Source organism: Nitrospirota bacterium, assembly GCA_016195565.1.
Classification (GTDB): Bacteria; Nitrospirota; Thermodesulfovibrionia; order Thermodesulfovibrionales; family UBA1546; genus UBA1546.
In genome coordinates, this window is sequence record JACPZK010000004.1 from 1 (window position 1) to 19,345 (window position 19,345).

18 protein-coding genes and 1 pseudogene are annotated in these 19,345 nt (G+C 43.0%); 11 read left to right on the plus strand and 8 right to left on the minus strand.

The window, feature by feature from the left end; genetic code table 11:
* Nucleotides 1–4: 4 nt before the first annotated feature.
* From HY035_00820 to HY035_00845, 6 genes are all read right to left on the minus strand, one after another.
* Nucleotides 5–1,507 carry a hypothetical protein gene (locus tag HY035_00820; GenBank protein ID MBI3376932.1) on the minus strand — a complete coding sequence of 501 codons (1,503 nt, stop codon included), beginning with the start codon at nt 1,505–1,507 and terminating at the stop codon, nt 5–7.
* A 119-nt stretch (nt 1,508–1,626) separates the two neighbouring features.
* On the minus strand, nt 1,627–2,265 hold the full coding sequence (locus HY035_00825; protein ID MBI3376933.1) for a hypothetical protein: 639 nt from the start codon (nt 2,263–2,265) through the stop codon (nt 1,627–1,629).
* A 119-nt stretch (nt 2,266–2,384) separates the two neighbouring features.
* Nucleotides 2,385–2,699, minus strand: a complete 315-nt coding sequence (locus tag HY035_00830; GenBank protein ID MBI3376934.1) for a hypothetical protein — start codon at nt 2,697–2,699, stop codon at nt 2,385–2,387.
* The gene (locus HY035_00835) at nt 2,668–3,867 is read right to left on the minus strand and encodes a hypothetical protein (protein MBI3376935.1); all 1,200 of its coding nucleotides are present in this window, start codon (nt 3,865–3,867) and stop codon (nt 2,668–2,670) included. The genes HY035_00830 and HY035_00835 overlap by 32 nt, the downstream gene beginning before the upstream one ends.
* Nucleotides 3,821–4,171, minus strand: a complete 351-nt coding sequence (locus tag HY035_00840; GenBank protein MBI3376936.1) for a hypothetical protein — start codon at nt 4,169–4,171, stop codon at nt 3,821–3,823. Before HY035_00840 ends, HY035_00835 begins: the two co-directional genes overlap by 47 nt.
* Before the next feature lie 2 nt (nt 4,172–4,173).
* Entirely contained in the window at nt 4,174–5,097 is a 924-nt protein-coding gene (locus HY035_00845; protein ID MBI3376937.1) for a hypothetical protein, read from the minus strand.
* A gap of 314 nt (nt 5,098–5,411) precedes the next feature.
* Between HY035_00845 and HY035_00850 the strand changes: the two genes are divergently transcribed.
* Genes HY035_00850 through HY035_00860 form a run of 3 tightly spaced genes read left to right on the plus strand, consistent with a single transcriptional unit; the run spans nt 5,412 to nt 6,210 of the window.
* The gene (locus HY035_00850) at nt 5,412–5,645 is read left to right on the plus strand and encodes a hypothetical protein (protein ID MBI3376938.1); all 234 of its coding nucleotides are present in this window, start codon (nt 5,412–5,414) and stop codon (nt 5,643–5,645) included.
* Entirely contained in the window at nt 5,632–5,832 is a 201-nt protein-coding gene (locus HY035_00855) for a type II toxin-antitoxin system mRNA interferase toxin, RelE/StbE family (GenBank protein ID MBI3376939.1), read from the plus strand. Before HY035_00850 ends, HY035_00855 begins: the two co-directional genes overlap by 14 nt.
* Before the next feature lie 6 nt (nt 5,833–5,838).
* On the plus strand, nt 5,839–6,210 hold the full coding sequence (locus tag HY035_00860) for a hypothetical protein (GenBank protein MBI3376940.1): 372 nt from the start codon (nt 5,839–5,841) through the stop codon (nt 6,208–6,210).
* A 33-nt stretch (nt 6,211–6,243) separates the two neighbouring features.
* On the opposite strand, the gene HY035_00865 is transcribed toward HY035_00860, so the two are convergent.
* Nucleotides 6,244–9,036: a PD-(D/E)XK nuclease family protein gene (locus HY035_00865; protein MBI3376941.1), complete on the minus strand. Its 2,793-nt coding sequence runs from the start codon at nt 9,034–9,036 to the stop codon at nt 6,244–6,246.
* Nucleotides 9,036–10,238, minus strand: a pseudogene (gene argJ, locus HY035_00870) (bifunctional glutamate N-acetyltransferase/amino-acid acetyltransferase ArgJ). Before argJ ends, HY035_00865 begins: the two are co-directional and overlap by 1 nt.
* A 92-nt stretch (nt 10,239–10,330) precedes the next feature.
* Here argJ and HY035_00875 point away from each other — a divergent pair.
* From HY035_00875 to HY035_00910, 8 genes are all read left to right on the plus strand, one after another.
* On the plus strand, nt 10,331–11,560 hold the full coding sequence (locus HY035_00875) for a YihY family inner membrane protein (protein MBI3376942.1): 1,230 nt from the start codon (nt 10,331–10,333) through the stop codon (nt 11,558–11,560).
* Between the two features lie 79 nt (nt 11,561–11,639).
* Nucleotides 11,640–12,347: a Crp/Fnr family transcriptional regulator gene (locus tag HY035_00880; GenBank protein ID MBI3376943.1), complete on the plus strand. Its 708-nt coding sequence runs from the start codon at nt 11,640–11,642 to the stop codon at nt 12,345–12,347.
* Nucleotides 12,348–12,493: 146 nt separating this feature from the next.
* Complete coding sequence (locus tag HY035_00885; protein MBI3376944.1) at nt 12,494–13,663, plus strand: hypothetical protein; 1,170 nt, start codon at nt 12,494–12,496, stop codon at nt 13,661–13,663.
* Nucleotides 13,664–13,704: 41 nt separating this feature from the next.
* On the plus strand, nt 13,705–14,673 hold the full coding sequence (locus tag HY035_00890) for a hypothetical protein (GenBank protein MBI3376945.1): 969 nt from the start codon (nt 13,705–13,707) through the stop codon (nt 14,671–14,673).
* 23 nt (nt 14,674–14,696) lie between these two features.
* Entirely contained in the window at nt 14,697–14,966 is a 270-nt protein-coding gene (locus HY035_00895) for a hypothetical protein (GenBank protein ID MBI3376946.1), read from the plus strand.
* Nucleotides 14,967–15,156: 190 nt separating this feature from the next.
* Nucleotides 15,157–16,356: an S-layer homology domain-containing protein gene (locus HY035_00900; protein MBI3376947.1), complete on the plus strand. Its 1,200-nt coding sequence runs from the start codon at nt 15,157–15,159 to the stop codon at nt 16,354–16,356.
* A gap of 92 nt (nt 16,357–16,448) precedes the next feature.
* The gene (locus HY035_00905) at nt 16,449–17,459 is read left to right on the plus strand and encodes a hypothetical protein (GenBank protein MBI3376948.1); all 1,011 of its coding nucleotides are present in this window, start codon (nt 16,449–16,451) and stop codon (nt 17,457–17,459) included.
* A gap of 118 nt (nt 17,460–17,577) precedes the next feature.
* Nucleotides 17,578–19,242, plus strand: a complete 1,665-nt coding sequence (locus HY035_00910; GenBank protein MBI3376949.1) for a transglutaminase family protein — start codon at nt 17,578–17,580, stop codon at nt 19,240–19,242.
* The last annotated feature ends 103 nt before the right edge of the window (nt 19,243–19,345 follow it).

Consider the following 19,345-nt stretch of genomic DNA (forward strand, 5'->3'; position numbering starts at 1 on the left):
ACCATCAATTTCCAACGCATGCAAACACCTCCCTTCCAAATAGCTGTCTTTTTATTACTCCGCCCAGTATCCAGTCATCTCCACCTCGCTTTGCGTAGATTGTATCGTCTCCGCCTCCGGCTTCTATCCGGTCATTGCCGGTTGTGTCATAAAGCGTATCTTTCCTGTTCGGTGAGGGGTTGCTCGCATCTGTGATGATATTGCCCCAGTCGTCGTTTCGGCTCTGTATGCCCCCGGCATCGGGATCAAAATCATGCGGTGTCAAATCGCCTATGGTGGTGTTGGTGGTTACTGGATTGGAAGGGGTATCCAATAAATTTATACCAAAATCACCACTCTCAAAGTTCTCATTGAGGATGGCAATCTTAGCGTTGGTAACAGCATCGTATATAACTAAATCCGTGCCTTCTATGGTTGCTTTTATTTTTCCGTCAGGGTTTTTATAAGAACCGTCCGGTTGTTTTAAGAGGAGTTTGATTTCCTTGCCATTAACAATAACTCTGTTATCGCCTTCTTTATCTTCAATGGTATCTGTGCCGTCTCCGGTGTTGATGTAGTAGATGTCGTTGCCCGCTCCGCCCTCTATATAGTCGTTGCCTTTGCCTCCTGTTGTCTTGTCGTTTCCTTCACCACCGTAGATAACATCATTACCCTTACCGCCACTCAACATGATATCGCTACCTTTCTCACCGAAGATAAGATCGTTTTTGTCAGTGCCGGTCAACTCATCCATAATTCTGTTTTCTTCCAGATAGGCATAACTTGAAAGACCGGCTCCTACCATTACTTCTCCGTCTATGGACATGCCGACGTTTGTGGCAAAATTGGCGATAAGATAGTCTCTGGCATCCTTTATATCAGTGAGTATATCCGCATAATCGGCGTTTGCCGGCGGGTATTTGGCTTCATATGCAAGAATTGCTTTTTTATTCCATGTATACATTCTTATCACTTCTTTTGCTTCGTTGGGGTCGGTGAATGTTGCTCCAACGTCATAAAGGCCGAATAGGTGGGCCTCAGCATAACGGCGAGAGGCATGCTGTTTGTCTGCATTTGAACCGTACCTGATTTCAAACCATGCTTCGGCTCGGTTATCGTTTTGAATGGCTGCTATTGTGGATTTGATTTTCTTGCTGATTTTATCAGCCACAGGATCAACCATTGTGTAGAGCAGTGAAAGAACGGCAATCCTTTCCTTTGAATCCATAAGCTGAGAATGGCCGCCAAGGGCGATGTCTAAGGCAGTTTCGTATTTGGTCAGTTTTAGTTGAAGCAAGGTGGTTGCTGCTGGTTCGGAGGGCAGGGTTAATGTTAGCCCATTCAGCACTTCATCTTTTGTTTTCTTGCCAGCATGATAATCATTCAACAATGTTTCATCAGATGGTGACAAGGTAACATTTATACTTGCCAAATCGCTTTTTATTGTCGCAACGCTGTTTTTTAGCAAGTCGTAACCATACCCGATAGCAATACTCCAGTTTGAGTTACTATCTTTATGTGGCTTCAATCCAGAAAAATCTGTGCCATCTCTTAATGGTGCATTTTCATAACCCTTAATATTGTAATCCCTATCTTTTTGATAAGATCCATTTTGCCAATTTGTATGTAATCCCGTGAGTGCCATTTTCATTGTCCTCCTTGTTTTTTGATCTTATCTTTTATAGAATTTTCTAATTTTTCCGTATTCTTTTGAATTATATCTTCTACATAATAGTTCGAAATAGGCTTGTTCATCTGCCGCAATTTCCACGATGCTATATAATGTTCCATAATATAGGCATCAGCTCCTTCAATAAGCAATGACAAGGAAAGGTCACCGGCACTATTATTCAAAGTTATTTTTTTAATATATGGCGGAAAACAAGCTATATCACCAAACTTAACAGAGTTTATTATTTTCTCGGCATCAATCCATAAACTAATGTACGATAGCGGATTTGCACCACATTGTCCCTGTGCTCGTGCTTCATCACGTCTGATTTCAATCCTAACTGTCTTATCTTTAAGCACACATTTTTGTTTTATTGTATCGCCGGGCCATAGTAAATATAAACCATATCTCTTTTCAAGATTTTTGAGATTATTCATATTTAAAGAAAAATCTTTCTTTACAAAATCACCTATATTGGACATTCCTGTCGATTGTATCTCCAAAAATTCAACTTCCTTTGCACAAGTAATCTTTACAAAATCATAATACTCGTCTCCATAAGCTGATACTGTCATCAACATCACAAAAACTAAAGCAAAAAATACTTTCTTCATCCCGCCCTCCTTTTTTAAAAGCTATCAGCCGTCAGCTTTTAGCTGTCAGCTATTGCATATTTCGCAGTATTTAAGCACATCCTCTTATAAATCTCACCTGTCATTTTTGACAGGTCGCCTCAAGCTGCAAGTTTGAATATGCCGTTATATAGTGCCCTTCGCCCACGAAATTCTATTGAGGTTGAACCTCCATAATTAAAGAAGTGCGCGTCTTTTTTATTTGAGCCGTAGAGAAAATCATTGCCTGCTGCTCCTGATAGTAAATCTCCTTTTTCATTTATGCTCTGTGCTGTTTCTCCTGCTGCTATGATGTCTTCCATCTCTCCTTTGTTTTCTCCGAATATCTGGTCGTCTCCTGTGCCTCCTGCAAGCACGTCTACTCCGCTTCCGCCTTCTATGATGTCAGCCGCTTGTTTCGTATGCGATGATTGCATCGTTGCCTTCTCCTCCTAAAAGCCAGTTATCTCCTCCGTTTCCTGCCCAGATGCCGTCATTGCCGCTTCCGGCTTCTATTCTGTCGTTAGCAGATGTGTCACGAATAATATTTGCAGCTTCGTTTCCAGTGATGGTGTTGTTGGTTACTGGATTGGCAGGGGTGTCGAGAAGATTAATTCCAAAGCTGCTAATATCTTCTCCAAGTTCTATTATCCCACCATCTGGAAGGACTATTTTATAAGGCGACTTCTTGTTGACCGATGCCGTTCCGTCAGGCGATGTCCATTCTGCATCTCCTGATTTGTAAAATGTCTTCATTACCATCGCCTTATTATTTGCATCTACCCAGATGATTGCGTTTTCACCTTCATTATCAATAATCTTGTCATTCCCATCTCCGCTGCTGAAGTAATAGTCGTCATTGCCTGCTCCACCTTCTAATATGTCATTTCCCTTGCCGCCGGAAAGAATATTGCTTCCATTACCCAGTCCGAAAACAAGATCTGCCTTATCGGTATATTTGGAATTGTTTGCACCGGCTAAAATGACTTGACCATCAATCGTGTTCAGATTGTCGGTAGACAAACCAAGACCCTGTAAAATTGACCTGATCGTCTCCTTATAATCCGTGGAACCCGCAGAAACCGACATCGCCACTTCTTGTCTTTTGGCGGTCAAATAATTGATGATATTGTCTTTGCGGTAAGTAATTAGGTCTTTGGTAAGCTGATTGAAATCAGTGAGACTATTCGCATTAAGCATCGGTGAAATATCATAGTCCTGCAACAGTTTCACATAGGTAGAAAAAGCTACGCCGTTCCCATCTGCAAAACCTGTGGTCAATAATGTAGCTGTCGATGAAGTTTGAATCACATTGCCCTGTGCGTCAGTAGTGAAGCAATCAGAATAAATTTCAGCCATTGCCTCTGCCATCTTCTTTGCTCCGACAAGATGTGCTGCTGCCGAAATACCTGCCGCTGTCAGGGTAATCGTATCCGTACCTACTGTTTGTCCGTTGGCATCGGTATAGCTGATGGTAATAGTTTTGCCAATGAGTTGGTCAAATTTAGTGCTTGAAAAATTGGATAGGGTATTGGAATCAGACCTTACAGCATAATATTTACTGACAAAGTTTTTTCCAATATCGGGAACTCCGCTGAATTCCATGATGCCTGCCAGTTCCAGCTATAGGATTGTTCGCAACATCTGAGAGAGATTGAGGAGTGATACCAAGCAGTTGTTTGCCGATCCCATCAAAAAAGTTCATATAGTTCAGTTGATCCTTGCCAACCTGGTATATCCCGGCATAGGCGTTGTTGTATCCCCCCAATCCGCCATATTTACCGGAATTTTCCATCCATCCAAGCGCATCCATAAAGCCTATCCAGTCAGTGCGGCTCACATTGTTGTTAATGAGCACATTATTATCCGTGTAAAAATTTTGTGTTTTGCTCCAAATAATATCGCCCATGATTATTCTCCTCCTTTAGTAAGTTCTGTTAGATTGCATTGATTGTTAAGAAAAAAGTTTTTGCCGTCAGTGGTCAAAAATAATGGCCCCATCCAATATGGCAGTTCGCATTTTTTCTGGGTTGGCGGGAAACTCCAGTGTCCAAAAGTATCATCTCCCTCACGCACCCATAACGGTCTCATTGCGAAATACTTGCTGCCGTATGAATAAATAATTCCACCGCCATAAAAGTAATCTTCTATTCCGTCGAAATTTGCATCAATTATAGCGTCAACTCTACCCCATAACAACTCCGGTGGAAACTTTGTGAGTGCTTTTAGCTTTCTTAAAATCTTAGATGCTTCTTCCTCGCTATACATTTTATCCAGCGACTTACCCTCGGCAATCCACATCCTCTGGTTGTCAGGATAAGGAATGCAGACATTTAACCTGTTGTCAGCCAAAGTAAAACTATATCCTCGTGTAAAAGAAATGAAATCAAAATCCAACTCCTTGTGATTATCATACCGAATGGTCAGATAAATATCCCTCGGAGCCACTTTTCCTTTTTTGATGATTTCAAATACTTTTTCTATCCCAATGCGCTCGGCACCTTCAAACACTGACAGATCGTAATCAAATCGTGGAAGGGATTTATCAATATGTATAAGAGCAAACGCCTCCCGTTCGTCTTTCTTTCCATTCTTGTAAAGATCATATCGGCTGTATCCAATCTTCTTTTCCTTATCTATCCACTCCACCTTCAAAAAGGCATCGCACATAGGGAATTTCTCTTTCAGTGCCTTGGGCGGGTTTTCCATAAACCCAATATTCTTGAAGACCAGTTTGGCGTTACTTTCACCTGCCTCTGCGGAGAAAGACTTTGCTGCTGCCATTGTAACGCTCAACATCAAAAGCATTATTCCTAAAATAAATTTATTATGCATAGACTGTCCTCCTTATTTTCCATTTTGGCTTCATGCTTCATTATGATTTTCCCCCGTTTTATACCACATCTCTTTTATAAATATCACCTGTCATTTTTGACAGGTCGCCTCAGGCGACTCGCCGAGGAGAGTATCTTAAGCTGCCATTTTGAATGTTTCATAACCTTTTGCCTCTCGCCTATAGCCTCTTGCCTGTTACCTTTCGCCGTATTGAACCACATTTCTCTTTATTCCTGTCACCTCTCAAAAATGACAGGGGAGGTCTGGCATAGTTTTTGACTTGTTTTGCTCATACCTTGTGCTATAATGTTTTTATGAATACAACAGTTAGCGAAATAGACCATATCAAAGAAATGCTTCCTGTGCTTCCTGAAACAGCCCTGCACGAACTCAGGACATTTGTTGACTATCTTGCCGATAGGGAACGGAGGCGTAAGGAACTGGTTGAGCGGGTATTGAAAGCGGAAAAGAGCCCTGAGACGATAAGATGCGCTACTCCTGATGAATTTATTCAGGCCATTATGAGCGCTGATAATGTGGAAAATTGATCCCGACAAGACTTTTCTGCGGCGCGCCAACAATCCTTTTGACCCAACGCTGCATACACATGCCCTCACAGGAGAACTCAAAGGCAAGTACGCCTGTTCGCTAACCCATGAGTTAAGGGTTGTATTTAAGCTACATGACGACATTGTTCATCTCCTTGATATCGGCACCCATGATGAAGTATATTAATCTCTTATGAAATATCAATCTATTATGTTATACAGGAAGTGGTATTTCCTGTTTTTCATACTTTGCTTGTACGGATGCGCATCTCCAATATACGTTAAAGATCATGCCAGGAACTGGATAGCAAGGCCGTTATCAGAACTTAAACAGGCAATGAAGAGTCCTGATTCGTATGCTTCAAAGAGCGGGTGGAAAGAAACTACTTACCAGCTTGCCAATGGGAATTCTGTGTATATCGAGCCTTTTAGCGAGGATTGTTTTATACACTGGGAAATAAGTCCGAGAGGTACAATTATTCGCTACCGTGCCGTAGGAAGCGGTTGTGCGCAGGAGTCGAGACCTGACAGTTTCATACGGACGGTTACGCCTCCCCCACAGTAGTAAAGCAAAAAATATTTCTGCTTTTTCGTGCTTCTATTTAATAGCATTTGATGCGGTTTGTATATACGGGCAGTAGGCGCGTTCGTGGCAGTTTCTGCAGGTCTGTTCATTCAATGGAAGGGCCGTAAAATCTCCTTTTCTTAAATCCGAAACTGTTTCTTCGAGATACTTGAGGCAGGTCTCTATGTAATCATCCATTGTGTTGCTATCTTTTTTCCCGGGCACCCAGGTGATTTTGGTGTCTTTGACAGAGTATATGCCTGCGCGGTTTACTTTGAATCCGAGGGATTTCATCAAAGCCGCATAAAGGAACAACTGAAGGCTTGCGCCTTTATTCACAATCTCTGTCCTGCTGAGCTGTGCTGCGCCTGTTTTGTAGTCAATGAGTTCAACTTCATTTTCATTGTTTTCTGAACTTTCAACTTTCAACTTTTCACTTTTCACTTTTTTATCTATTCTGTCTATCTTCCCTCTGAGCTTTATATTTTTTAGGACCTCTCCTTCGACGGGAGCTTCAGCCTTCATAAACGAATATCCCTCGTCTCTGAGTTCGCTTTCAATCTCATAGATTTCAGGAAGGATGGAAAGGAATGAATCCCTTATGAAATTTTTCCAGTAGTTTTCAAGAGGTTTTTCATCAAGCAGTTTTCCAAGGATTTTTTCTGCCTCTGCCTTCATCTCATCAAGGCCTGCAAAGGGTTTTGCCATTAACTCCGCCATGATTTCATGGATTATTGTGCCGAGAAGCATTGCCTCAATCTCATATTCTTTTGTTTCTGAAGGTTCAAGCCTGAGAATCTTTTCTATGAAGAATTTCCTGTGGCAGGCCCTGTATGAATCTATGTCTGTAACCCGTATCTTTGAGTTTTCGCCGAACTGTTTTTTTATCAGCCTGCTTTTGACGCCTATCTCTTTTATATGTGTTGAGAGTGGAATCTCCGTATTTCTCAGGAGTTCTTCTTCCCTGCACAGGATTCCAGGTATCTTCTCTGCGGCCTCAGCTTTCCACGGCAGGAAAGGCGAGGGCAGGAAAAGCCTGTCCGCCTCCATTGCAGGATAGGAGAGGTGGAGGTTTTTTGACGGCAGCGCTGCTGTCAGCCGCCGGAATATAAACTGCTGAAGGTTCAGGTATTGCTTCATATTAACAAGGCCTAATTTTGTCTTAACATTGTCAGGCAAAAGAAGGTCTATCTCAGGCATGGAAGGCAAATCTCCGTCTTTCAGTCCCCCGAGGTATAGATATTCAGGCTCTGCGCCGCGCAGTTCAAAGAAACCTGAAACCTGCACGCCTTCTCCTTCCGCCTCTTTCTCTGAAGTATTCAGGATATATCTGAGGCTGTCAATGAATTCCCGCAAACCGCCTCTGCCGACATCTGTAAGCATGAGATTGTCTATGAGGGACAGCTCTTTCAAATCTTTTAGAGGTTCTGAGACCTGTTCTTTGGTGTCTGCATCTTCTGTATCAGAGAAATCCAACTCTGAAAGAAGTTTGTGGAGAGCTTCTGATATCTGCTTGAAGGTCCCTCTGTCTTTCAGGGATTCAAGGGGGTTGAGTTTTTTAAATACCCACTTAAACTCTTTCTCAATCTCAGGGAGAACATCTCTTAGTGCAGGGCTCTTAACATTCGACAATGTTTTTGATAAGCCCAGCCATGAGTTTTTGCCTTTGATTATCCCTGAGTAAAGCGATATCTGCGGAATCCATTCCCTGAATATGGCCGACATCTTCTTGAAATGCGGGGATGTAAGGAACCGCGAAAATGGAAGCCTTGGATAGTCGTCTGCGACTGATTCAAGCATTGCTGTGAGGGCAAGGTAAGGCTCTGTCTTTCCTAATGGTTTTGAGATGGAGAACATGCAGGGGATGCCGTATCTCTTGAATACCCTCTGTACAATGTCATGATAAACATGCAGTTTGGGAAATGCGAGAATTATTTTATCTAAAGACCTGCACCTGCCTGATATGAACAGGTTTTTGATGTGCCGTGCAATGCCCTCAACCTCTTCGTCTATTCCCGGATATGAGACATATGACAGCCTTTTTTCTGATGACGGCAGGGGAATGGCCGCCTCAGAGCCGGAAGAGTGTGTTTCAATGCTAAAGTTATTCTTGATAAAATCGTCAAAACTATTTGTTATTGAAGTAAAATTATCATCATGTGGAATTGAGATAAGAGTTGTCTCCGTCTGCTCAATCAGGCTCTTCAGGATAAGCTCTTCTGAGGGTGTGATCTCGTAAAATCCGTCAAGAATAAGGATGGCAGGGCAGTAATTATAACCGCTTATAATAGCAGGGCACTCTGCCATGACATCGTTTTCATCAATGAGATCCTGCGCAGCCAGCGTTTCCTGATATTTCCTGAAGATTTCAATTGTCTCCATTGCCCTTTTTGAGCCTTCTTCAGGGACGTTGAGTTCTTCAAACACGCTTTTGAGTTCTTTGTTAATGACCTCAATGTCTTTGCAAGGGAAATACTGCTTTATCTCATCAATAAAGCTGCTTATGATTGAGGAGAAGCCAAGGCCTTTGCCTGAAAGCCTTGAGATGATGATGGGTATAATTGATCCGGATAGCGGGGTTTTATTTCCATGGAGAGAGTAGAGTTTCTTTGAGAGCTGTTTTATCGTCATCATCTCAGGCGGGATGTAAGTGTTTTTTGTCAGCTTATGAAAAATCCTCTGGCTCTCTCTTATTTTCCACGGGGTAGGGGAGAGGCAGAGGATTCCGGAATAATCATTGCCCTTTGTTTTTGAGAGGGCTGTTTTCAGCAGGTCTTCTGTAAAGCCTCTTCTGCTAAAAGGGACATAAAAAACCTTCACCTGCATTACGTTCTGTATTCTGCGTTGACTCTTATATATTCCTCTGTCAGGTCGCAGGTAAGCACCTTTGCAGAGGCAGCGCCTTTGTTCAGGTTTATCAGTATGCTGACTTCGCTGTTGTTTTTCAGATAACTATTCGCATCTGCGTCTTTTCCTGCGCCTGTGCCTTTATTTACCACCTTGATATTTCCTAAATGAATGTCTACGTTTTCGTCATTGAATTTTATGCCTGAATATCCGAGCGCAGCCATAATCCGTCCCCAGTTTGCATCATTTCCGTAAACTGCTGTCTTTACGAGATTGGAATTTGCAACAGAGAATGCAGCCTTTTCCGCCTCTTTCTCATTATCTGCGCCTTCAACCTCTATCGTGATTAATTTTGTGGCTCCTTCTCCGTCTTTAACGATAAGCCTTGAAAGTTCGTATGTAATATCATCAAGGGCCTTTTTAAAGATTTTATAGGATGCAGAGTTCTCTTTGATTTCAGAATTGCCCAGCATTCCGTTAGCCATTATCAGCGCCGTGTCATTTGTGGACATATCGCCGTCTATTGTTATCCTGTTAAATGATTTCCTCACAGAATCTTTTAGAGCCTTGCTTAGCGCTCTTTTTTCTACCGAGATATCAGTCATGATGAAACATAGCATTGTTGCCATATTCGGGGCTATCATGCCGGCGCCCTTGCATATGCCTGCAATGGTTCCTGTCCTGTTTTTGATTTTTATCTTTTTTGTGATAACCTTCGGAAATGTGTCTGTTGTCATTATTGCGGATGCGGCGTCACGAAGAGTGTGCCTGCCAAGATTGGCTGTGAGCATGGGAATTACCGCTTTTATCTTTTCCATGGGCATCGGTGTTCCGATGACGCCTGTTGAACAGACATAGACGAGGGAAGGTTTTATCTTCAGGTTTTTTGCCGTGAGCGACGCTGTCTCAGCGGCATCCTTTATTCCTTTTCTGCCTGAGCAGGCATTTGCATTTCAGCTGTTTACGATGATTGCCTGTCCCCTTCCTGATTTAATCCTTTCCATGTCAAGTTTTACCGGAGCTGCCTTTACCCTGTTTGTTGTAAAGGCCCCTGCGACGTTTGCCTCTGTCTTCGAATAGATTAGTGCGATGTCTTTTCTGCCCGGCTTTTTGATTGCGGCTTCTCCGGCGGAGAACAGAAAACCTTCTGGGATATGTGTCTTGTCTTTATTCTTTAGCATTGCACCTATTTTATCATATTTATAATGCATTAAAGACATTTCATTTCCATAAGTATGTTTTTTATAATCATGATTGTGTAAGATAATATCTGATGAGAGAAAATTCGGGATGGATAAAAATGTTTTCCGTGATTAAGGATAAAATCACCACCGGGTTCTCCGTATTCTGGCACTCAGTTAAATCTTTTATTAAAAACGATAATTCTTCTGCGGCTGCCTCGCTTGCTTATTACTCGCTTTTCGCGTTGATTCCGCTGCTGCTCTTGCTGTTTTTTGCTCTCAGTTTCTTTATAACATCCTCCAAGGCTATTATGCAAAAGCTTACCATACTCATCAGCCAGTTTATTCCTTATTACAGCGAGACCATACTTAATGAGGTTTACACACTGGCAAGGCATAAGGGCATGTGGAAGATAATAAGCCTGGTGGCGCTTCTGTGGATGTTAATGCCGCTGATGAGCGCTCTGAGAACTGTATTTTATAATATTTTTAAGGTTGAAAAAAGACCGTCTTTTTTGAAGACTAATATTCTGGATCTCAGCGTAATACTGCTTACATTGTCTCTTCTTGTTGTTGTCAGTTTCTCAAATGTGGCGTTTAAGAGATTTCTTGTTCTTGGCGGCAGCACACTCCCTTACGATATTGCATCTTACCTCCTTACTGCTGCTGTAATATCAATATTTTACCTTGTTTTCATACCCGTAAGGGTTCCATTCTCATATATATTTGCGGGCTCAGTGCTTACAACATTGCTGTGGGGGATAATCAGGCCGTTATTCGGTCTTCTGCTTACGTATAACCCTCAGTACGGTATCACCTTCGGCTCATTAAAGGCGCTGTTTATCATTATTATATGGATATATTACTCGTTCAGCGTGCTTCTCTTCGGAACAGAACTAATCGCCAATCTAAGGAGAAAAGACGTTCTGCTGCTGCGCGGGCTGTTTTATGAAACACAGACTGACAGGAGAACACAAAAGCTTAAAAGAAAGTTCGGGCGGGATTATAAAGCAGGAGAGATTATATTTGAGGAAGGAGAAAAAGGCAGCGAGATGTTTTATATTCTCTCCGGCAGTGTGAGGCTGATTAAAAAAGAGCAGACGCTGAGAATTATGCGGAAGGGTGAATACTTCGGAGAGATGGCGCTATTAATCGGGACCTCGAGGACGACAAGCGCACGGGCAGAGGAGGACAACACTTCTCTTGCCGTTATAACCCCTGAGAACTTTGAAATGCTTCTAAGGGAAGAGCCGAAGATAGCGATTTCATTTTTAAAGGAACTTGCTCACAGGCTTAAGAAGACAAATGAAATTCTGCAGTAACTCCTTGATGAAAATATATTTGATTTTCTGTATCATAAGGCTTGCCATTAGACAACAGGACGGAGGAAAAGGGGCGTAGATGGAATTAAACTCTTCCGCAGGAAAAGACAAAAGCGCACTGATAGAAAGACTTCTCAAAGAGCTTCCTGTTTTTAAAAGCCTTTCGAATAATTATCTGAGCCGTATTGCAAAGGATTTCATTGTCTTTCAGGCCAAAAAGGGTGAAACGGTATTTTATCAGTCTGACAGCAGCACAGACCTTTACATAGTTCTTGACGGCGCAGTAAGGGCATCGCTACTAAATCAGGAGGGGCAGGAGCTTGTTCTTGCGACCTTTGATAAGGGGGACTTTTTCGGCGAGATGAGCCTTCTTGACGGAAAACCGAGGTCTGCCACGATGATAGCAGTGGAGGACTCGGCGCTCGGAATGCTGAAGAGGGAGAGGTTTCTTTCTGCGGTCAAAAACGACCCCATGATTGCCATTGACCTTCTCTCCGCTGTAGTGCAGAGGCTGAGAATGGCAGACGGTATGATAGAATCCTTAGCGTTTCTGGATGTCAGCCAGAGACTGATGAAATTGCTTCTGCAGATAGCAAAGGCAGAAGGCGAAAAAGACAAGAGCGGCTTTTTCAGGATAAAAAAGCTCACCCACAAGGAGCTTGCAGCCCGCACAGGCGCATCAAGAGAGGCCATATCCAAGGTTATAAAAGTGCTTGCTTTCAAGGATGTTGTGAGAGAAGAAGGGGATTGCTTGCTTATCTCTCCTGAAGCAGAAAGCGGGATGTAAAAATGGTGAATTTTCACTTGACAGCGCAGCCTTATACCTTTACACTTTGATATATAGTGTAAAGATGTCTTCCGGTCTCATTTTAATGGGTTAAGTTCTAAATTCTTGCAAAGATAAATAAAGTAAAAACAGGGAGGTATCGTCGAGTGGGCAGAAAAATGATAGCTGTATTCCTTTTCGTATTTATTTTTTATGTCTCTGTTAATATTGCCGAGTGTTTTGCTGAATTAGAATGCGTTGATGCAGAGGGCGAGGCTGTTATTGTGAACAACGATGTGCCGTCTGCAAAAGCAGAGGCAATAGCAAGGGCAAAATGGAGCGCGATAGAGCAGGCGGTGGGTGTTGAGGTTAAGGCGCAGAGCGTGGTTCAGAATATGACGCTTGTTGACGATGCTGTAAGCAAACAGATAAGAGGCGTTATCTCTGGCTTCAAAGAGCTTGCCAAAGAAACGCGGAAAGATACCTTTTGGGTCAGGATAAATGCATGTGTTGAACCTTTAAAGGCTCAGGATGCACTTATGTCATTAGCCCTGAATAATTCCTTAGTGGTTTTTATTCCTGCAAGGAAACCAAAGGTCGTAAGCGAACATAGCAGCAAGCACAGCACTTCTCTTCAGACGGCTGATGAATATGATGAGACAAACATCCTTTCAGAAAAATTAATTGGAAAACTTATAGAGCAGGGCTATCAGGTTGTTGATGTGGCTCCAACTCATGCAATGGATGCCGCTGATATCGAAAAGGCGGTGAAGTCCGGGAATTATATGACAGTGAGGTCTTTGATGTATAAGTTTCTTTCAAATGTCCTGCTTATCGGGAAGATTGATTATACTATCTCAACAAAAAAGGGGGAGGATATCGGTTATGGCATTTCCATGCCGTTTCACAATGTCACTGTCAGGCTTACTTACAGGCTGATTACCAGAGATAAGGCAGGCAAGAATATTATTCTTCAGGCAGGCGCTGAAGAAGCAAAGGGACTGGCAATGAGCGTGGAGGATGCAACTGAGAAGGGTTTGCAGGCGCTCCAGGAAAAGATCACCCCGATTGTGTTAGAAGCCCTGTCAAAGCACATTAAAGGCGCTTCAAAGAAAATATCCTTTACAGCAAAGGACGTATCAGATATAAGCGTGAATTTCCAGATAAAGGAGATATTGCAGAACACCGCGTGGGTTACCTCAGTCGAGGAAAAGAAACTCGGGGAATTTCTGGTTGGTTATCCGGAAAATATAGTTTATCTTATAAACAGCCTTGTCCAGAAAGGATTCAGACTCACGAACTTTACTAATTTGTCTGTGACAATGGAATACAGGTAATTCATAAACTTACAGGCCTGATTTAATTAAGGGGGGATTGCATGAGAAAAGTATTTATCAGTTTTCTGGTTGTTGCCATTATATGTATTAGTGCTTTTACATCCGAGGCGGCAAAGAAAAAAGTAGCGGTTCTGGATTTTGAGTACGGGACAATAAGGGACCGGTGGTGGCCCGGAGACTGGGATATAGGTAAAGGCATATCAGATATGATGGTAACGCAGCTTGTAAAAGACGGCACTTTTTCAGTGATAGAGAGAAAACAGATTGAAAAGGTAATCAGCGAGCAAAAACTCGGAGCCAGCGGCCTGGTTGATGTTTCAACTGCAGCTCAAATCGGTAAAATCCTTGGTGTTAAGTATGTGATTCTGGGAAGCATTACCCAGTTCGGCATTGATACTAAAAATATTGATACCGGCGGCTTTGGAAGGATGTTTGGGCTTGGAGCAGATGTAGGTGTATCAACTGCTGTTGCTACTGTATATATTGATGCAAGAATGATTGATACTACAACTGCTGAGATAGTTGCTGTAGCTGAGGGCAAGGCTTCGGAAAGCAAAAGCAATGTGAAAATTTTTGCAAGTGATCGGCATCGGGGATACGGCCACGTGGCAATCGGCAGTTCAGGATTTGATGGTACCATTCTTGGACAGACCACGCGCAAGTGTGTAGAAGATGTAGTAAAGCAACTTTCAGGAAAGACGACCGGCGCGGGAACATCTGGAGGAGCAATAAAAACAAAGGTGGCTGATACTGATGCCGGGTCAAAGACAGTTTATATAGCCGCAGGCAGCGGCGAGGGGATAACAGTCGGCCAGACCTTGTATGTTGTTAAGGTAAAGAAAGAGATAAAGGATCCTGAAACAGGAGAGGTTATAAAAAGGGTGGTAGAGACAACGGCAGAGATGGAAGTGACCGAGGTTGACAATAAATCCGCAACTGCTACAATTGTAAAAGGAAACATAAATGACATAAAGATAGGAGACAATGTCAGTTCTACACCTTCACTTTAAAACAACAAAACAAAGGCATTACAATGAACAAAAATGATAAAGAGGAATTGACTATACTGAGAATGTTATCAATACTCGCATTGCTTTTATTAGCATCTGTCGCATGTGCGCCGCCAGCTATTAAGACCACTGCCCTTATGCCTGCAAAGTTTCATGAAGCTGCACAGTTAAAGGAAGTGGCTGTATTGCCTTTTGAAGGTGAGAGGGGAAGAGAGTTTTCAGCTGAAATTGAAGGAGTTCTGGCAGGCGTAAACATTGGTGATAAACAATATTTTTCTTTGGCAGATAGCTAAAAAACAGGAAAAATCGCCAGTTTAATTGACCTGAAAGGCGGTGTTTTTGTCGCTTTATAGAAACTTTTAAGGCGGAGGTGAATTTTACCTTTACATATATTGCTGTTAGTGGTAAATAGTAAGAAGAGACGATGCTAATGCTATTAATAACTTTAACGACAAAACGAAGGAGGTAGGTATGAAAGGCTGTATGAGAGTTCTGTTTATGGTTTTTATTCTTGCGTTTGTTTCTTCGTGCGGGAAGCAGGTTGCTAAATGCACGGACCCGACCGACAATCCGTCTCACCACTATTTAATGGGGATGCAGGCGCTGGAGGAGAAAAAAATTGATGTTGCGCAGAGCAAGTTTGAAAGGGCTAATTTTTGCGATGAAAAGTTCTCTCCTGCCCATGACGGTCTTGCCATTGTTTCAGCTTACAAGACTAAACAACAGGCTGACGCAGCATTTAAAAAAGTAGAGACTGAAAAGGCGATGGAACACCTCAAAAAAGCAGGCAAGCTTGCGGAAAGCGCTGAGGATAAATTTGACCACCTTGTGGCAACGATGAGAGTATACAGCGCCATTAAACCAACAAAAGACTGGCTGAAGACAGCAGAGGACGCTTTCAGCGATATTCGCGATCTGAAGGTTGAAGAAAAGAAGCTGACTTATTATCAGGGCAAAGAGGCTGCGGATTATTTTATGGGCAAGGCATATCTTAATGCATTAGAGTTCAGGCAGGCAAGAGATAAGTTTGCCGATGTCCTCAATGCAAAGAGAGAAGGCAAATGGAATGAGAAGGCTGATAAGGCGCATAAGCGAGTAGACAAGATAGTCCGCGCTATGGCAGGCATTACGGTAGGCGATGTCGGCAAGCAGATAGCTGTTAAAGATTCAGTCACAAGGGCAGACCTTGCGGCGCTTCTTATTGTTGAGATGAAACTTGACAAGCTTTTTGCAGGACGCATCCCGGTAAAATCACAGATTGACAAAATGAAGGCAGAGTTTACGCCGGCAGATGTGCTTAACCATCCATTTAAGGAAGAGGTGCTTACAATAATGAAGTGGAAGGTAAGGGGGCTTGAGCCGAAGTTTGACGAGACTACGAAGGCATATCTCTTTAAACCGTCGGATGTTGTAAAAAGAGGCGAAATGGCATTGATACTTGAAGACGTATTAATTAAACTCACAGGCAAAGAGGAACTTGCCACTGCATTTTTCGGACAGGATACATCACCGTTTCCTGATGTGAGAAAAACATCGCCGTTCTATAATGCTGTTATGAATATGACAACAAAAGGTATTATGGAAGGCGAGCTTTCAGGCGAGTTCAGGATAGATGCTCCTGTTGACGGAGCAGAAGCTATTCTTGCAATGAGAGTTTTAAAGCAGAGGATGAACATTTATTAGCATTAAATTAAAAGTTGGAAGTTGAAAATGAAAAGTTTTAAAACTCTTAATTCTAAACTTTTAACTCTTAACTTAAATAAAAGGAGGACGATATGAAACATAAGAGATGGCTTATCGGAGCGTTGATTTTACTCATTGGACTTGGAGGCATAGCTGTTGCCCAGCAATACCCGATGGATCAAATGGGAGGACAGCAGCCGCCTCAACAGCCTCCCCAGTCAGGCACTGTTCAGGTTGACGCAAGTTTTACTGCTGCAAATGAGTGGCTGAGCAAGAATAATCTTTCTTTAACCGGCAGCGCTGCAGGCAGGGATGACAATGCTGCTTTCAGTCAGGAAATGATCTTGTTTTACGGCGAGGCGTATGGCAATCCTGCGCATACTAATATCGCGCAAAGGGGAGGCATGGCTAAAAGGGCAGCAGTAGTTGTCGCTCAGAGATCGCTTGCAGAATATATGAACGGCTTTGCGATTGTCGGCGATACGCTGGTTAAAGACGGCGTAGCACAGTATGATGTAATCAGGTCTGCTGTTGCTGGGTTCATAAAAGGCATGCAGGTAGTATTTCAGGATTACAGCCCAGAGAAAGATACTGCCATTGCCATAATCAAGGTAGGAATGCACGGGCCGGATGGTTTTGCAACCAGCGTGTATAAAAAGATGTTTGTGTCCGAAAAAAAGATGGACCCCCAATTCGTAAAGGCTATTCATGAGGTAGACGGCAAACCTGCACCTAACTTTAAGGCAGCGGTAGTGCCTATTGAAAGTTACGATGGACTTATAATTGACGCTACTGAGCAGAACTTCAGGCCTGCCCTGATAAACAGGGTGTTCACTCCCAAGGGAGAACTGCTTTACGATCCATCAAAGATAAGCCAGAAAGTGCTTGTTGAGCAGGGATGCGGCGAATATACAAACAGTGTGGACAAGGCAAAGGCTGCGCTTGATTCAAGAGGCGTAAAAAACCCTCTTATTATTAAGGCAGTAGGCACGGTTAGCGTGTCTGACCTTCAGGTCTCCGATGATGACGCAGTGAGTATCTTTTCGGCAAACCAAAAGAAAGGTTTTTTTGCAAGCGCGAAGGTAGCATTTGTGTTGAAATAAATAACGTTAAAGAGTCAACCCCGAGCTGATCGGGGCATGGGTTTAAGCATGAGTGACAGACGATTAGAGCGTCTGTCACTCATGACGTTATGGGGATTCTTTAGGAGGTAAAAGGCTGATGGCTATCTTAATAATATTCCTATGCATGGTTGCAGTTTTTTCTCCCCTGCCGTGTTCAGCCAAGACCCTTATTCTTGACGGAGATCTGGAAAGCGGGATAAAGATGTCCCAGCAGATCAGCTTTGACGTCCAGCAGAGCGTAAAATCATTAACTTTTAAATTTGCTCTTCCGACTGAATTTTCCAATAAGGCAACGTCACAGGGTGTTGACAGCCTGAATATAAAATTTACGCCTGAACCGGTATCAGTTACAGATGATATAGATAAATTCGGCAACAGGTTTAAAAAAGTCAGGTGGGAGAACCTTAATCAGCGCGTCAATATTACAATATCATTCAATGCCCGCATAAAAGCGGAACTGCGTTCAATGGAGAGCACCGCCCCGTTCCCTTTAAACGGAATATCAGGCAATGACGCTGTATTTCTCAAGCCGACACAGATGGTGCAAAGCGACAATGAAGAAATAATGGCCCTCTCAAGGAGGCTTACAGGCAATGCAAGGACCACTCACGATGCCGTGAACGCAATACTTAACTGGGTAGCTGACAATGTGAAGTACACTTACAACCCTCCTCAATACGATGCGATACACACGATGAAAACAGGCAAGGGCAATTGCCAGAACTTTGCGCATCTCTCAATGGCATTGCTAAGAGCCGCAGGCATTCCCTCCAGAATTGTCGGCGGCATCAGCCTTAAACGCCAGTGGAAGGTCCCTGTTGAAAACGGTTATCTTGTGCAGGATATGGGGCAGGGCGGACATGCATGGATGGAGATATTCTTTCCTGATTTAGGATGGCTTTCCTATGATCCCCAGCAGTCAAGGCAGTTTACTTCAACAAGGCATATCAAACAGACGCACGGACTGGATTCAAAGGATATTAATGACTCATGGTCAGCGTCTCCCTATCTGCCGAAATACAGCGAGGACATAGAAGCTGTATTTAATAACGACAACATCAATATAAAACTAAGGTCTTCAAAGAGCGCTCCCGTATCTTATATAATGAGCAATAATCTCATGGCAAAAACAATCGCCCCTGAAAAACCACTGCCGCCGATTCCTAAACCTGAACCGCCTGTGACAAGGCCGGAACCTCCGGTTAAGCCTTCCCCTAAAAAGAAAGGCATTATCGAATTCGGCAATACGGACTTTCCAACACTTGTTGATGCCTATCAAACTGTTGGAAATGTTGCTACAAGGATTCTTGATAAAGAGACTGCCGAGTATGTAACATCACGGTATATTTATGCACAGGCGTTTACCGTGACTGATACGATGACAATGTATGAAGTGTCTCTTGCCATGCGAAAATTCGGAGGCGACGGCACGCTCTATATTGATATTGTTAAGGATGAAAATGGGAAGCCAGGTTTTGCCGGAGAAAGATCGCTGCCTGTTTTCCTTGGAAACATAAAGTTCCGTCCGGGTTATTACTGGATAGATTTTGTATTTGCTAAAGCTAATGAGCCGTCGCCTGTTCTTAAGCCGGGCAAATACTGGATAATACTCAGGCATTCAGGAGAGGCGATAGTAAACTGGTTTTATATTCCCGGCAATGCTTATGGGGACGGAGACGATACGCGTTCAACTGTTAAGGGCTATAAATGGGAAGACCTGCTGAATTACGACTTCGTGTTTAAGGTGAGGGGGAAAATATAATGAAACAATCATGTCTCAAGGAGAGACAAAGAGCAATGAAAGTGTCATTGCGAGGAGCGAGATTCCTCACTTGTCATTGCGAGACTCACAAAGTGAGACGAAG